Here is a 15597-nt window from a genome sequence, read left to right as displayed (position 1 = left end):
TTTTAGTTTGGTTTTTTATAATACATTTGCCTCAGTTTATAGCCCCTAAACCTACATAAATATGCGTTCAAATAATAAAATGCATTTTGAGATTTCAGAACGAAAAGTTTTGCTTTTTGCTTTTGATGTTATATTTGTATTATGTGCATTATATTTTTTAAATAGCTTTTTCAATTACCACTATTTTGCTTTCGAAATAGAAACCATTTATAGACCTTTAATTCTTATTGGTTATCTCTATATTTTTGGGGTAATTTTCGAAATGTATAATCTGCAGGTAGCTAGTAATCAGTTTCAAATTCTTAAAAGTGTTGTACTTGCAGTATCTGTAACGGTTTTAGTATATCTTCTTACACCGGTTTTGTCGCCAGAATTACCAAAGCAGCGATTAGTAATATTAATTTTTTACCTCACATTACTATTTACAGTATTAATGTGGCGGTTTTTTTATGCTATTTTCTTAGCATCACATCGTTTTTCACAAAGCGTGGTTTTAATATGTGATCAGGATCAGGTTGAAGAATTGGTTCTGGGACTTGAAAATGTTGACCCGCATTATAAAATTATCGGATTTGTTAATTCTGATTCAGCTTCAGCTTTTAATCTGGATTTTCATTATGTTAAAGAAATTGATAAAAATGAATTAGAAGATTTTGTAGCTAAGAACTATGTTTCAGAAATCGTAATTGCTTCTCAAAAAACGGACGGAATCACAGCAGATTTATATCAGCAATTACTTCATTTATTAGAATCTGGAAATATCATTAGAGAATACACACAGGTTTACGAAAGCAAAACCCAGCGAATTCCGGTGCAATATATAGCTCGTGATTTTTATCGTTTTTTCCCTTTCAGCAGGAGTAATAATAACAAGTTGTATTTGTTTTTAATACGTTTTATAGAACTTATATTTTCTGTTTCAGGTTTGATAATCTGTGTCGTTTTAATTCCGTTTATTTTTATTGGAAATCTTTTCGCAAATAAAGGAAGTATGTTTTATACGCAGGATAGAGTTGGAAAAAATGGTAAGGTTTTTAAAATTTATAAATTCAGAACCATGATCGAAGCTTCTGAAACTAATGGTGCTGTATTTGCCGTTTTTAATGATAAAAGGATAACGCCGCTCGGTAAATTCATGCGTAAATCAAGAATCGACGAATTACCGCAGTTTTATAATGTTTTAAAAGGAGACATGGCTGTTATTGGACCAAGACCGGAAAGGCCCTTTTTTGTTGAAGAAATTGCCAAAGTAATGCCTTTTTATGAAACACGTCATGTTGTAAAACCGGGACTTACAGGCTGGGCTCAGGTAAACTATTCTTATGGAGAATCAATAGAAGAGAGTCTGATAAAATTGCAATATGATCTTTACTATATAAAACACCGAAGTGTTTTTCTAGATTTGAGTATTACTTTTAAAACAATAACAACAGTTTTATTCTACCGCGGACAATAATTTTAAATAATTATCGGAATAGGTTTTTTATTTCGTATCGCGACTCTTACCAAAACAAAACCGCTAGTGATAATCATTGGAAGCACAATTAAAAAGTGAGCTTTATTGATCATAAAAATGCTGTAACCTATTAGTAAAATTAAATGTAAAACAGCAAATCGATAAGTCCATTTTTTGTTTTTGATGATTGAAAAGAAAAGCAAAATCAACAAAAGCGGACTAAATAAGAACACATTGTAATTCATTGCCAGTTCTTGGTGAAATGAATAAAATCCAACCGAAACAAAAAATACTCCCATTAAAGATAAAATCAATAAATAGATTTTGTCTACAATTTTATTGTGAACCAGAACAACAAATCCTAAAATAAAAAGATAGGTATAAATGTTATTCCACCACGAAGTTGGTGTTTCTTTTTCAAAATTTAAAAGTGTTTTGCTTTTACCTGCTAAAAGATGACCTTGAAAAGTTGTTTCATCTAAACTATTCTTTAATTCAAAAGGCAAAAAGATTCTGGTTGCCAATTGATCAACTTTGGTTCCAAAAATAATACTGGTACCTAATTGATCGTAAAAATGCCCTTTAAAATAAGGAAACAAAACAGAACGATATGTTTTGTCAGTATCTTCTTTTTTAATAATTACATTTCCTCCTAAAGTAGAGTTGACAACATCAACAACCATCGATGTACAGTTTTTATCAATAAACTTGTAGGTATAATAGCGTTCATCAGACATTAAAACGGCATTTAATTTGTCAAAAAGCTTTTGTTTTAATTCTTCTGAAAGAAGCAATTCCTGCTCAAAAACACTTCTCTTTTCGTAGGTATAATCATTTATGAAATCTGGAAAAGAATGAGCTACTACAAAATACTGCAGATCACCTTTTGCAAATTTTGCCACAAAATTTTGCGTTCTAAAATCAAAAGCCCCATAATTATAAACTACATCAAGATTGTTTATCGGGTCTGCAACACGAATAGCCGTATGTCCAAAATAAGAATACGTTTCATTTCCTAATCCGCAGGTAATAACGCTTATTTTAGCATATTTAGACAATGGTATATTTTGACTAAATCCAATCGCAAAACTCATTAATAATAAACTAAAAAGTGTTTTTTGTAAAAGGACTTTTTTCATAATTTAAAATTTTTAAGAAGTTTAGAAGGGTTTATAATTATTATCTAAAAATACCGAGATCGACTTTTATAGAAAAGATATTCGAATATAAAGCTGCACTTTGATTTCCTAAATCCGTTAAAGCATAATCAACCTGAATGCCTTTGTATTTAAAACCAAGACCAATATTCGGTTGGAAACTCAATTTATCAGTATTATCCAATTGCGTAACATTTTGAAAGTTTCCGGCTCCGGCTCTTAAAAAAACAAGATCAGTATAACCAAATTCAAAACCAATCGCAGGATCAATACTTACTGCTTTCGATGAAATAATATCATTAGTCTGCTCAAAACGCATATTCAAATTTCCGGCTGCTAAAAGACTGTAATCGCCATGAAATTCAAATTTTCTTGAAACGCCTAATTGTGCTTTTGGTAAAGTAATTTCAGTACTTTCTGGTAATTCGTTGTTTTCTCCCGGAATCGCGTTGGCAATTTTTTCATATTCCTCTTCATCAATATTCCAGACATTATAAGTTGTAGTAATGTCCCGAAGCATCAATCCGAATTTCCAGTCATTGTGTTGAAACTGAAGCCCAAGATCAAAACCAAAACCCCATGAATTAGCAAATTTTCCAATAACTCTTCGGATAATTTTTGCATTTACACCATATTGAAAACCTTCTATTGGAAGCTTTCTCGCATACGAAAAAGTAAAACCATAATCGGCAGTAGAAAATAGTTTAATTCGATTGTAGTCAATATTTCCCTGACTATCGATTAACTGAGTCGTGTCCATAATATCATCGACTCCAAAACGAATCATCGAAATTCCCCAGGCACTTCGATCGTCAATCGGACTGGCATAACCAATAAAATCATATTGCGCAATATTGGCAAAATAACTGGCATGCATTAGCGAAAGCTGATGGTCTTCTAGATTAGTCAATCCGGCTGGATTCCAATATACAGCGTTTACATCATTGGTAGATGAAGTAACAGCACTCGACATTCCCAATGCAGCGGCATCGACACCAATATTCATAAACTCATTCGAATATTTTCGAACAGTTTGGCCATATTGCGAAGCAAAACTCCAAAATAATAAAAATGCAAAAAGTTTTTTCAAAAGCTAATTTTTTGCAGGCACAGGCCTAATCTTAATTTTTACCAAAAATAGAATATTTTACTCATCTAATTTCTTCCTTTTTAGAAATAATACCAAACTCAGAATTTCTATTAAAAAACAATTTCTAAAACACGTTTTTCATGTACTTATTATGCTAAATTTGTTCTCCGAGATTATCAAAATTTATAAAACATGAATATCAAAAAACACATTCCGAATTTAATTACTTTAATAAACCTTTTTTGCGGCTGTATTGCAATAGTTTTTGTTTCGAAAGCCGATTATGAAATGGCTTTTTACATGGTTTGCCTTGGAATCTTTTTTGATTTTTTTGATGGTTTCTTTGCCAGATTATTCAAAGTTTCAAGTCCGCTTGGTTTACAGCTGGATTCATTGGCAGATATGGTTACGAGCGGAGTTGCGCCAGGTTATGTAATGTATACCTTGTTTAACAATAGTGCTCACGAATTAGGAACAAATCCTTTTATTCCTTTTTTAGGATTTATCGTAACTTTAGGTTCTTGCTACAGACTGGCTAACTTTAATATAGATACTCGCCAGACAGATTCATTCATTGGTTTGCCAACTCCGGCAAATTCACTTTTCATGATGAGTCTTCCATTGGTTCTGAAGTTCTCAGATTCATTGGTGTTACTTGAAATCTTAACAAATCAATGGGTTTTATTAGTAATTACGTTATGTAGTGCTTATATCATGAATGCCGAAATTCCTTTGTTTTCTTTAAAATTTAAGAAGTTTAATTTAAAGGATAATGCGTTACAAATTGTGTTTTTGACAATTTCATTCGTTTTACTTTTATTGTTTCATTTTGGCGCAATTCCTTTAATTATCACTTTTTATGTGTTGTTGTCAATCATAAATAATTTATTTCTGAAGAAAAAGTAGTTCTATTGTAATGGCAAGAAAAACGACTTATCGTAAAACATATTCAAGAAAACCTGCAGGAAGATCTTTTCTAAGCAAGCTTTTTCGGGGGCTGCTGCTAATATTCTTCTCGCTTTTATTTGTCGGAATTGTATATCATTATCGTAAAGGATTAGCTTATTATCTCGGATTTAGATCAGAGAAAGTTCTGGATGAGGATGAGGTAGATAAGCATTTATCTGATGTACGAAATATTCGTGTTCTCGAAAATCATAAAGGAAAAGTTGTTGGAATCGATGTTTCTGAATTTCAGGGAAAAGTGGATTGGGATGAGGTTGAAATTTTAGACGAAAAATATCCTGTACAGTTTGTTTTTATTCGTGCAACGGCCGGAAACGATCGTGTTGATGGACAGTTTAAACGTAATTGGGCAGGCGCGAAAGAAAATAAAATTATTCGCGGAGCTTATCACTATTATCGTCCGAACGAAAATTCTATTGAGCAGGCCAATCTTTTTATTAAAACCGTAAAATTGCAAAAAGGCGATTTACCTCCGGTTTTAGATATTGAAAAATTACCTAAAAATCAGCCTTTAGACAGTTTGAAAAAAGGTTTAAAACGTTGGTTAACTAAAGTTGAGAAACATTATCAGGTTCGCCCTATTATTTATTCAGGAGAAAGATATTATTCTGATTTTCTAAAAGAAGAATTCGGAGAATATTTGTTTTGGATAGCCAATTATAATTTCTACAGAGAAAAAATCGAAGATGACTGGCTGTTTTGGCAATTTACAGAAAAAGCTTCTCTGCCGGGAATAAAACATCGTGTTGATGTGAATATCTATAATGGTGATATTGAGCAGCTGCAGTTTATTACTGTAGAGTAAGATGTGAAAAGTGAGATGTAAAAAGTGAGATGTGAAATGAAAAATGGTAAAAAGCAATTTACATTTCACTTTTTACCATTCACATATAACCTTTTTAAAACTCCAGTTTCTTTTTACGAAGTTCGAAGTTTTGTCCAAGATAAACACGGCGCACCATTTCATCTTCAACCAATTCTTCCGGAACTCCCGCTTTCAGGATTCCTCCTTCAAACATTAAATATGTTTTATCTGTGATAGCTAAAGTTTCCTGAACGTTGTGATCGGTAATTAAGATACCGATATTTTTATTTTTTAACTGAGCTACAATTCTCTGAATATCTTCAACCGCAACCGGGTCAACTCCCGCAAAAGGCTCATCCAATAAAATGAATTTTGGGTCGGTTGCCAATGCACGTGCAATCTCCGTACGACGGCGCTCACCTCCAGAAAGTAAATCTCCGCGGTTAGTTCGAATATGTTCTAAGCTGAATTCTTCAATCAAACTTTCCATTTTAGCAATTTGAGCTTCTTTTGAAAGTTTGGTTAATTGTAAAACGCTTAAAATATTATCTTCAATACTTAATTTTCTAAAAACAGAAGCTTCTTGTGCCAGATAACCAATTCCTTGTTGTGCACGTTTGTACATAGGATAATCGGTAATATTCAAATCATCAAGATAAATGTTTCCTGAATTTGGTTTTACCAAACCTACAATCATGTAAAAAGAAGTTGTTTTTCCGGCACCATTTGGACCTAAAAGCCCAACGATTTCTCCCTGATTTACTTCTACAGAAATTCCTTTTACAACACTTCGGCCTTTGTATGTTTTGATTAAATTATCGGCTCTTAATTTCATTTTTTAAGTTTAATCGTTTAATCGATAAATCGTTTATTCGCTGCAAATTAACGAATAAACGATTCAACAGTTAAACGTATTAACAATTATTTATTTCCAGCTTCTTCTAGTGCTTCCCAGAATTCGTAAGCTCTTCTTAAATGCGGAATTACGATTGTTCCTCCCACAAGAGTTGCAATTCCCATAGCTTCCATCATTTCTTCTTTAGAAACACCTTCTTTATAACTTGTTTCCAAATGGTATTTTACGCAGTCGTCGCAACGCAAAACAGTTGAAGCAACTAAACCTAAAAGTTCTTTTGTTTTTACATCCAGTGCACCTTCTGCGTAAGCATTAGTGTCAAGATTAAAAATTCGCTTTACAATTTTGTTATTGTCAGCCAATAATTTTTCGTTCATTTTAGAACGATAGTCGTTAAATTCTTGAATTAAATCAGACATTTTCTTTTTGTTTATTTTTATATACAACCTTCGAAATCCAAATACTGATTTCGTAGATAATTAACATTGGGATAGCTACAATAGTCTGGCTCACAACATCTGGAGGAGTTACAATTGCAGCAATAATTAAAATAATTACAACAGCATATTTCCAGTACTTTCTTAAAAATTGAGGCGTTACTAATCCTAATTTGGTTAAGAAGTAAATAATTATAGGAAGTTCAAAAAACAATCCGCTGGCCACAATACTCGTTTTTACCATTCCCATATAAGAGTCTAAAGTAAACTGATTGACTACCATTTCACTAATAGAAAAAGTAGCAACGAAGTTTACCGACATTGGTATTACTACATAGTAGCCGAATATTACTCCTAAAAAGAAAAGCAGCGAAGAGGTAAAAATAAAAATCTTAGCATTTTTTCTTTCTTTTTCATACAAAGCCGGACTGATAAATTTCCAGACTTCCCATAAAATATAAGGGAAACTTAATATAAAACCGGCCAATAGACACATCCAGACAAATATATTTACTTGTCCTTCCATTTCAGTATTTTGAATAATGAAATTTAGTTCCGTAATACAAATACTGTCTGCAAAACCAAGCTGGTGTGATAAATCACAAAACCATACATAAGTAAAAAAAGTTGGTCTTGTAGGGCCTAAAATAATTTGATCAAATAAATAATCACTAACAAAATAAGTAACAAATGCCATAATACATATTGCAATTGTACTTCTAACTAACAACCATCTAAGTTCTTCAAGATGGTCTAAAAATGACATCTCGCCAAGGTTTTTCTTTGCCATTATACGATTCCTTCTTTTAAAATGTCATGTAAATGTAAAACTCCTTTATATTCTCCTTCGTCAGCAACAATTAACTGAGTTATAGAGAAATCTTCTAAAATATTTAAAGCATCAACAGCCATAGTTTCAGACGAAACTACTTTTGGATTTTTAGACATAATGTCTTTTGCAGTCAAATTCGCAATAGTATCTACGTCATTTAGCATTCGTCGGATGTCTCCATCTGTAATAATTCCGATAATTTTATTGTCTTCAATTACAGCAGTAACACCTAATCTTTTTTCAGAAATTTCAAAAATTGCTTTTTTGATTGAAGTATCTGGTGTAACGGCTGGTTTTAAAGAATGTTCGATCATGTCTTTTACTCGAAGCAATAATTTTTTGCCCAAAGCACCTCCGGGATGATAAACCGCAAAATCTTCTGGTTTAAAATCGCGCATTTCCATAAGGCAGACAGCTAAAGCATCTCCCATAACAAGTTGAGCTGTAGTGCTGTTTGTTGGTGCTAAATTAATAGGGCAGGCCTCTGTATCAACAGTTGTATTTAAAACATAATCAGAGCCTTTTGCAAGAAATGAAGTTACATTTCCGGTAATCGCAATTAAGGTGTTTCCAAAACGTTTTAATAACGGAACTAAGACTTTTATTTCAGGGCTGTTTCCGCTTTTTGAAATGCAGATAATAACATCATCATTTTGTATCATTCCTAAATCGCCATGAATGGCTTCTGCTGCATGCAGAAACATTGAAGGTGTTCCGGTAGAGTTAAAAGTGGCGGTCATTTTTTGAGCAATGATGGCACTTTTTCCAATTCCTGTAACGATCAATCGGCCTTTAGTTTCGTAAATACGCTGGACTGCTTCGAAGAAATTTTCATCCAGAAAATCAATTAGTTTTGTAATTGCTTCACTTTCAGAGAGTATTGTTTTTTTGGCTATTGCCAGTATATTTTCTTTTGTAATCAAAACAGAATATTTAAAATTTGTATGTATAAAAGAAAGTTGTATCTTTATATGTTGCAAATTTATACAAAAATATCCATTTAAATAAAGAATGAATTCAAACGAAATTGAAATACACAAGGAATTAAAGAAGTATTTCGGCTTTAGCCAATTTAAAGGCTTGCAAGAGCAAGTCATTACGAGTATTTTAGATAAAAAGAATACTTTCGTAATTATGCCTACTGGCGGCGGGAAGTCTCTTTGTTATCAATTACCCGCTTTAATTCAGGACGGAACAGCCATTGTTGTTTCTCCTCTGATTGCTTTGATGAAAAACCAGGTTGATGCCATTCGAAGCCTTTCATCAGAAAACGGAATTGCACATGTGTTGAATTCCTCTCTTACCAAAACAGAAATTGCTCAGGTTAAAAAAGATATTAGTTCAGGTGTAACGAAGCTTTTGTATGTTGCGCCCGAATCTTTAACAAAAGAGGAATATGTTGCTTTCCTGCAAAGTGTTCCTATTTCGTTTGTTGCCATAGATGAGGCTCACTGTATTTCAGAATGGGGGCATGATTTTAGACCTGAATACAGAAACCTGAGAACTATAATTAAACAATTAGGTAAAGTGCCTATTATTGGACTTACTGCTACTGCAACTCCAAAAGTTCAGGAAGATATTCTGAAAAACTTAGACATGTCTGATGCGAGTACTTTCAAAGCATCTTTCAACAGGCCTAATTTATATTACGAAGTACGTACCAAAACAAAAAGTATTGAATCGGATATAATTCGATTTATAAAACAGCATAAAGGAAAATCAGGAATTATCTACTGTTTAAGCCGTAAAAAGGTCGAATCAGTTGCCGAAGTTTTACAAGTAAACGGAATCAGTGCTGTGCCTTACCATGCAGGTCTCGATGCCAAAACCCGTGCAAAACATCAGGATATGTTTTTGATGGAAGATGTTGATGTTGTTGTGGCAACAATCGCTTTCGGAATGGGAATCGATAAACCAGATGTTCGTTTTGTAATTCACCATGATATTCCAAAATCATTAGAAAGTTACTATCAGGAAACAGGCCGTGCCGGTCGTGATGGAGGAGAAGGACATTGCTTAGCGTATTACTCCTATAAAGATGTAGAGAAACTGGAAAAATTCATGTCTGGTAAACCAGTTGCCGAACAGGAAATTGGATTTGCTCTTTTGCAGGAAGTTGTGGCTTACGCCGAAACCTCAATGTCACGTAGAAAATTCCTTCTTCATTATTTCGGAGAAGAATTTGACAGCGAAACAGGCGAAGGTGCAGATATGGACGACAACGTTCGTAATCCGAAACATAAAGTTGAAGCCAAAGATCAGGTCGTTAAACTTCTGGAAATTGTTCGCGATACCAAACATATTTATAAGTCAAAAGAAATTGTGTTTACTTTAATTGGTCGCGTAAATGCTGTTATTAAAGCACACAAAACAGATATTCAGTCTTATTTTGGATCGGGTTCAGACCACGACGAAAAATATTGGATGGCCTTATTAAGACAAGTTTTAGTAACAGGTTATCTTTCAAAAGACATAGAAACTTACGGGGTCATAAAAATTACACAACAAGGTTTAGATTTTATCAAGAACCCAGTTTCATTTATGATGTCTGAAGATCATGAATACACAGAAGCCGATGATGAAACTATTGTAACAGGAGGAAAATCATCTGGTACTGCTGATGAAGTTTTAACCGGAATGCTACGTGAACTTCGTAAAAAAGTAGCCAAAAAACTGGGAGTTCCGCCGTTTGTGGTTTTCCAGGATCCTTCACTCGAAGATATGGCTTTAAAATATCCGATAACCATACAGGAATTATACAACATTCACGGTGTAGGTGAAGGAAAAGCAAAAAAGTACGGAAGCGAGTTTGTAGCCTTAATAAGCCGTTATGTTGAAGATAACGATATTATCCGTCCGGATGATCTGGTTGTAAAATCGACTGGAGTAAACTCTGCCAACAAACTATACATTATCCAGAATATCGACAGGAAATTACCATTAAATGATATTGCTTCTGCAAAAGGTTTAACGATGGATGCTTTAATCAAAGAAATGGAACAGATCGTATATTCAGGAACTAAATTAAATATCAAATACTGGCTGGATGATATTTTAGACGACGATCAGCAGGAAGAAATTCACGATTACTTCATGGAATCAGAATCTGATAAAATCGAAGATGCCTTAAAAGAATTCGACGGTGATTATGATATTGACGAATTACGTTTAATGCGTATTAAGTTTATTAGTGAAGTAGCTAATTAGTTATAAGTTAAATGTGAGATGTAAAATGGTATTTTCGATACAAACATCTCACATTTTTCATTTCACATCTTACTCAGTATAAATTTCTCCACGATGCGGTTTCAAAGCATCTCTTACCTGAATCATATTTTCATCGGTTACGACCATAAAAGCGATAGCGTGCATCTCGTTAATGATATTAAAACCTGTGATATTCAAAGGTAACTTCTCGATTACAATATATTCTTTTAGATGAATTTCGTGATGTTCTGCTGTTTTAGCAGAAGCCGGACCGCGAAAATCCCAAATCAGTTTTATTTTTCTAGACATTTTTTTTAAAGGTGCAAAGGTTCAGAGTGGCAAAGGTACAAAGTCTTTTTTAAAAAGGTTCTTAGGTTCTGAGACGCTAAGATTCTAAGTTTTTTAAACTGTTCTTCAAGAAATCCTTTTAATCCAAATAATCTGTGGCTAAAAAAAACTATATATCTGTTTAGATCTGTGCAAATCTGTGGGCAAATTTTACAGTAAATATAAAATCTCATTTCAAAATAGTACTTTTGCATCTTCTTTTCATAGAAAGAAAAGCTAATAGAATAAAAACAAAAAAATGCCAAAAGAACTTTTACTTCAGGTTACACCAGAAATTGCTGCAAACGAATCATTGCTAAAAGACCATTTGTCTAAGCAGATTAAAGTTTCTGCTCAGGAAATTCAGCACGTTTCGATTTTAAAACGCTCGATAGATGCACGTCAGAAAGCGATTAAAATAAATTTGAAAGTTCTTATATATTTAAAGGGCGAACCTTTTAAGGAAACCAAAATTGAACTTCCTAATTATAAAAATGTTTCCAATGCACAAGAGGTTATTGTGGTTGGAGCAGGTCCAGCTGGTCTTTTTGCTGCCTTACAATTAATAGAATTAGGTTTAAAACCAATTGTTTTAGAACGCGGAAAAGACGTTCGCGGCCGCCGACGTGATTTAAAAGCAATTAACAGAGAACATATTGTAAACGAAGATTCTAATTATTGTTTTGGTGAAGGCGGAGCCGGAACTTATTCTGACGGGAAATTATATACGCGTTCTAAAAAACGCGGTGATGTAACCCGAATTTTAGAACTTTTAGTTGCTTTTGGAGCTTCAGAAGATATTTTGGTTGAAGCGCATCCGCATATCGGAACCAATAAACTTCCGAAAATTATTGAAGATATCCGAAACAAAATAATCGAATTTGGCGGTCAGGTTTTATTTGATACCAGAGTTACGGATATTTTGGTGAAAAATAATGAAGTTGAAGGAATCGTAACCCAAAACGGAGATAAAATTCATGCTAATAAACTGATTTTGGCAACCGGACATTCTGCACGTGATATTTTCGAATTATTAGATAAAAAGAAAATTTTAATAGAAGCAAAACCTTTTGCTTTAGGAGTTCGTGCAGAACATTCTCAGGAATTAATAGACAGCATTCAATACAGTTGTGATTTCCGTGGAGAACATTTGCCTCCAGCGCCATATTCTATAGTAAAACAAGTTAACGGCCGCGGAATGTATTCGTTCTGTATGTGTCCGGGAGGTGTAATTGCGCCTTGTGCGACAAGTCCGGGCGAAGTAGTTACAAACGGCTGGTCGCCATCAAAACGTGATCAGAGTACGGCAAATTCTGGAATTGTTGTCGAATTGAAATTAGAAGATTTTAAACCTTTTGCAAAATTCGGAGCTCTGGCCGGAATGGAATTTCAAAAAAGTATCGAACAAAAAGCGTGGCATTTAGCTGGACAAACTCAAAAAGTTCCGGCACAAAGAATGATCGATTTTACTAAAAGCAAAGTTTCAGCAGATATTCCAAAAACATCTTATGTTCCGGGAACAACTTCGGTTGAATTGGGACAGGTTTTTCCAGGGTTTTTAACGCAGATTATGCGTCAGGGATTTCAGGATTTTGGAAAATCAATGCGCGGATATTTAACCAATGAAGCTATTTTGCACGCACCAGAAAGCAGAACTTCTTCACCGGTTAGAATTCCGAGAGATCCGTTAACTTTAGAACATCTTCAGGTAAAAGGATTGTATCCATGCGGAGAAGGCGCAGGTTATGCGGGCGGAATTATTTCTGCAGCGATTGATGGTGAAAAATGTGCCTTAATGATTGCAGAATCTTTGAAGTGATTTGTTGATTTGGTTTTCTGATTATTAAAATTTGTAATATATTTAGTTTTAATAATTACAGGCCCAATGAAAAACTTTTTCTCCAATTTATTTAATAAAAATAACGATCCAAAATCAATACTATCTTTTGATGTTATTGATCCCATATATTCGTATTTATATAATGAGAAATCCAATCTTGAATTTAAAGTAAAAGGAATTCAGGATAATGTTTTCGTTAATTTATTTTATTTTCCAGGATCTTTAGATCATGAACAAGCTCAGGCAGAAATTAAAAAAGCAGGTTTTAATAATTCTTATGAAGTTTTAAATGAGCTTTATAAAAAGATGAATATTGGTATTCTTTCTGATGAAATGATTCAGGAAGGTTTAGAATATGATTTTATACATATTCAGTTTTATTCAGAGCCAACGGCTGACGAAAAAAAGGTTTTTAAACGCGCAATAAAAAACTTCATTATCTTTTTTTGCTGTACAAATAATAGTTTGCAAATAAACGATTTTAGGATCCTGTATTCTGGAAGCTATTTCTTCGATTACACAAAAGGACTTCTGGAGAGCGAACTTTTAGATATAAATAATCCAAAAAATGAAAGTCAGGAAATTGGAGTTAGAGATTTTAAATTGGTTTTGCAAGGGATCTGTCAATATTTAAATATAGAAATTCCTCAAACTATAGAACTTCCTTCGTTAGGAAATTTAACAGAAACTGAAGAAGTTACTGCAAAAACTTTTGAAGAGTTTATAAACTTAGTTTCCAGAGGAAATGCCGAAGAAAAGGAATTGAAAACGCAGTCAAAAAAGCTTTTAAAAAACTATCAAAAGGAAACAAAAGAATATCACGAAATTATTGAAGGACATTTTGATCTCTTCGAAAGTGTAAATGCCTGGAACAGCGATTGGAAATTTAATCCCGAAGATGCTGAATATTTCATTTCGGAAATGATTGGTGAGGATTTTAATTTTGAATATCCAGAAGAAACTTATAGTCATGATTTGTTTCCGTACATTCAATCAGCATTAGAAAAACGAGGCTTTGAGTTGATGAGTTATGATACAAAAGGTGATAATTATTTGTTTTTTGTGGCCAATAAAAATGACGTTGACAGGATTTTAGAATTGTCTGAATTGACTAAAATTGAGATTGATAAATTGTAGAATTTTGTGATCTGTATAGTCCCACGGGACAAATGTGTATTGTGTCTTTTTTTTTCTACCGATATGAAATCTCTACGAGATATGTTGATTGTGAGTATATTAACATATAATATCTACTAGATATTGTTGAGTGAGAGTAGATTAATTTTAAATTTCTATGAGATTTTTAAATGAAATTAGCTTTTCTAGATGAACTCCGTTAGGAGTTAAATATCGGTAGAACTTATATAATGTGAAATGGAAAAATGTCCCGTAAGGACTACACTTGTACACAATATATTTTGCGTGAGGGATAGGAGCAGGCTACCGAAGTAGCGCGGATAGCCCGACAGCAATAAAAAAGGGGCGACTAAGCGGTTTGCATAGTCAGTCCCTTTTTTTATTGGTGGCACGTCCAGATTATTACGGAATCAAAATAATCTTTCCAGTGCTTTTTCTGCTTTCCAGATAATCGTGTGCCAATTTTCCTTCGGATAATTTGAAAGATGTTGGTTCAGAAAGTTTGATTTTTCCTTCGATAATCCAATTGAATAATTGCGCAGCGCGTTTAATTCTTTCTTCTTTAGAATTTAAATAACTCCATAAATCGCCTCCGGTTAAGGTTTTCGAACCGTCCATTAACATTCTTGGATCTACAGGTTCCGGATCGCCGCCCGCCATTCCGAAGAAAACAACTTGCCCGCATTCTTTTGTAACTTCAAAACTATCTTTTAAAGTGCTTCCAATACTGTCATAAGCTACATCAACACCTTTTGATACGACATCAAAAACCTGCGATTTCCAGTCGTCGTTATACAGAAACACATGGTCAGCACCTTGTTCAAATCCAATTTTAGCTTTTTCAGCAGATGAAGTTAAACCAATAACATTCGCACCTAAAAGTTTACTGATTTGAGTTAAGATCTGTCCAACTCCGCCAGCAACTGCATGAATTAAAACAGTTTCTCCTTTTAAGGTTTTATGGCTGTCAGTTGCCAGATAATGAGCCGTTAAGCCTTGTAATAAAACCGATGCGGCAGTTTCAAAAGAAATAGCTTGAGGTAAGGGAAGAACATGATTTGTGTTAACGGCAACTAATTCGGCATTAGCAAACGGAACATCGGCAAAAGCCACGCGGTCTCCTACTTTATATTCAGGGTGATTATTGGCATCGACAACAATTCCGGCGCCTTCATAACCAGCTATAAAAGGCGGATTTCCTTTTAGGTGATAATTTCCTTTTCGGCGGTAAACGTCTGCAAAATTTAGTCCGATGGCTTTCATTTCGACTAAAATTTCATCGCTTTTTAATTGCGGATTAGGGATTTCGATATATTCTAAAACATTTGAATCTCCAAAAGTAGAGAAGGTAAGTGCTTTCATTTTTTTAATTTTTTAGAATACAAAGTACGGGAAAAATCAAAGAAAAAGCCTCACTTAAATAATTAAATGAGGCTTTTTGTTGTTGGTTTTTTGCCACAGATTAAAAGATTTTCGCAGATTATTTC

14 protein-coding genes are annotated in these 15597 nt (G+C 33.6%); 6 read left to right on the top strand and 8 right to left on the bottom strand.

Annotated elements, in window-relative coordinates:
• The first annotated feature begins 61 nt into the window (after window positions 1-61).
• On the top strand, window positions 62-1456 hold the full coding sequence (locus tag ABDW27_RS08770) for a sugar transferase (protein ID WP_343695555.1): 1395 nt from the start codon (window positions 62-64) through the stop codon (window positions 1454-1456).
• 2 nt (window positions 1457-1458) lie between these two features.
• Here ABDW27_RS08770 and ABDW27_RS08765 read toward each other — a convergent pair whose 3' ends face one another.
• Together ABDW27_RS08765 and ABDW27_RS08760 are read right to left on the bottom strand one after the other, a co-directional pair.
• Entirely contained in the window at window positions 1459-2595 is a 1137-nt protein-coding gene (locus ABDW27_RS08765) for a DUF4105 domain-containing protein (protein WP_343695554.1), read from the bottom strand.
• A 40-nt stretch (window positions 2596-2635) separates the two neighbouring features.
• The gene (locus ABDW27_RS08760; protein WP_343695718.1) at window positions 2636-3619 is read right to left on the bottom strand and encodes a PorV/PorQ family protein; all 984 of its coding nucleotides are present in this window, start codon (window positions 3617-3619) and stop codon (window positions 2636-2638) included.
• Between the two features lie 276 nt (window positions 3620-3895).
• On the opposite strand from ABDW27_RS08760, the gene ABDW27_RS08755 reads away from it, so the two are divergent.
• Together ABDW27_RS08755 and ABDW27_RS08750 are read left to right on the top strand one after the other, a co-directional pair.
• A complete protein-coding gene (locus ABDW27_RS08755; RefSeq protein WP_343695553.1) occupies window positions 3896-4609 on the top strand; it encodes a CDP-alcohol phosphatidyltransferase family protein in 714 nt (237 codons plus the stop codon).
• Window positions 4610-4619: 10 nt separating this feature from the next.
• Entirely contained in the window at window positions 4620-5474 is an 855-nt protein-coding gene (locus ABDW27_RS08750; RefSeq protein ID WP_343695552.1) for a glycoside hydrolase family 25 protein, read from the top strand.
• Window positions 5475-5568: 94 nt separating this feature from the next.
• Here ABDW27_RS08750 and lptB read toward each other — a convergent pair whose 3' ends face one another.
• The 4 genes from lptB to ABDW27_RS08730 all read right to left on the bottom strand — a co-directional run bounded on the left by lptB (window position 5569) and on the right by ABDW27_RS08730 (window position 8522).
• Entirely contained in the window at window positions 5569-6309 is a 741-nt protein-coding gene (gene lptB, locus ABDW27_RS08745; protein ID WP_017494919.1) for an LPS export ABC transporter ATP-binding protein, read from the bottom strand.
• Window positions 6310-6395: 86 nt separating this feature from the next.
• Window positions 6396-6749 carry a carboxymuconolactone decarboxylase family protein gene (locus tag ABDW27_RS08740; protein ID WP_073416358.1) on the bottom strand — a complete coding sequence of 118 codons (354 nt, stop codon included), beginning with the start codon at window positions 6747-6749 and terminating at the stop codon, window positions 6396-6398.
• Window positions 6742-7557 carry a twin-arginine translocase subunit TatC gene (gene tatC, locus ABDW27_RS08735; RefSeq protein WP_343695551.1) on the bottom strand — a complete coding sequence of 272 codons (816 nt, stop codon included), beginning with the start codon at window positions 7555-7557 and terminating at the stop codon, window positions 6742-6744. The genes ABDW27_RS08740 and tatC overlap by 8 nt, the downstream gene beginning before the upstream one ends.
• Window positions 7557-8522, bottom strand: a complete 966-nt coding sequence (locus ABDW27_RS08730) for a KpsF/GutQ family sugar-phosphate isomerase (protein ID WP_343695550.1) — start codon at window positions 8520-8522, stop codon at window positions 7557-7559. Before ABDW27_RS08730 ends, tatC begins: the two co-directional genes overlap by 1 nt.
• An 88-nt stretch (window positions 8523-8610) precedes the next feature.
• On the opposite strand from ABDW27_RS08730, the gene recQ reads away from it, so the two are divergent.
• Complete coding sequence (recQ, locus tag ABDW27_RS08725) at window positions 8611-10806, top strand: DNA helicase RecQ (RefSeq protein ID WP_343695549.1); 2196 nt, start codon at window positions 8611-8613, stop codon at window positions 10804-10806.
• 69 nt (window positions 10807-10875) lie between these two features.
• On the opposite strand, the gene ABDW27_RS08720 is transcribed toward recQ, so the two are convergent.
• Window positions 10876-11115 carry a hypothetical protein gene (locus ABDW27_RS08720; RefSeq protein ID WP_343695548.1) on the bottom strand — a complete coding sequence of 80 codons (240 nt, stop codon included), beginning with the start codon at window positions 11113-11115 and terminating at the stop codon, window positions 10876-10878.
• A 277-nt stretch (window positions 11116-11392) separates the two neighbouring features.
• Here ABDW27_RS08720 and ABDW27_RS08715 point away from each other — a divergent pair, with 277 nt between their 5' ends.
• Entirely contained in the window at window positions 11393-12952 is a 1560-nt protein-coding gene (locus ABDW27_RS08715) for an FAD-dependent protein (protein WP_343695547.1), read from the top strand.
• Window positions 12953-13018: 66 nt separating this feature from the next.
• A complete protein-coding gene (locus ABDW27_RS08710; protein WP_343695546.1) occupies window positions 13019-14110 on the top strand; it encodes a hypothetical protein in 1092 nt (363 codons plus the stop codon).
• Window positions 14111-14512: 402 nt separating this feature from the next.
• Here the strand turns inward: ABDW27_RS08710 and ABDW27_RS08705 are convergent, their stop codons facing one another.
• A complete protein-coding gene (locus ABDW27_RS08705; protein ID WP_343695545.1) occupies window positions 14513-15472 on the bottom strand; it encodes a quinone oxidoreductase in 960 nt (319 codons plus the stop codon).
• Between the last annotated feature and the right edge of the window lie 125 nt (window positions 15473-15597).

The organism is Flavobacterium sp. (genome assembly GCF_039595935.1).
In the GTDB taxonomy this organism is placed as follows: domain Bacteria; phylum Bacteroidota; class Bacteroidia; order Flavobacteriales; family Flavobacteriaceae; genus Flavobacterium.
Note: the sequence above shows the minus strand (reverse complement) of the source record. Positions and strands in the feature narration are given on the sequence as shown.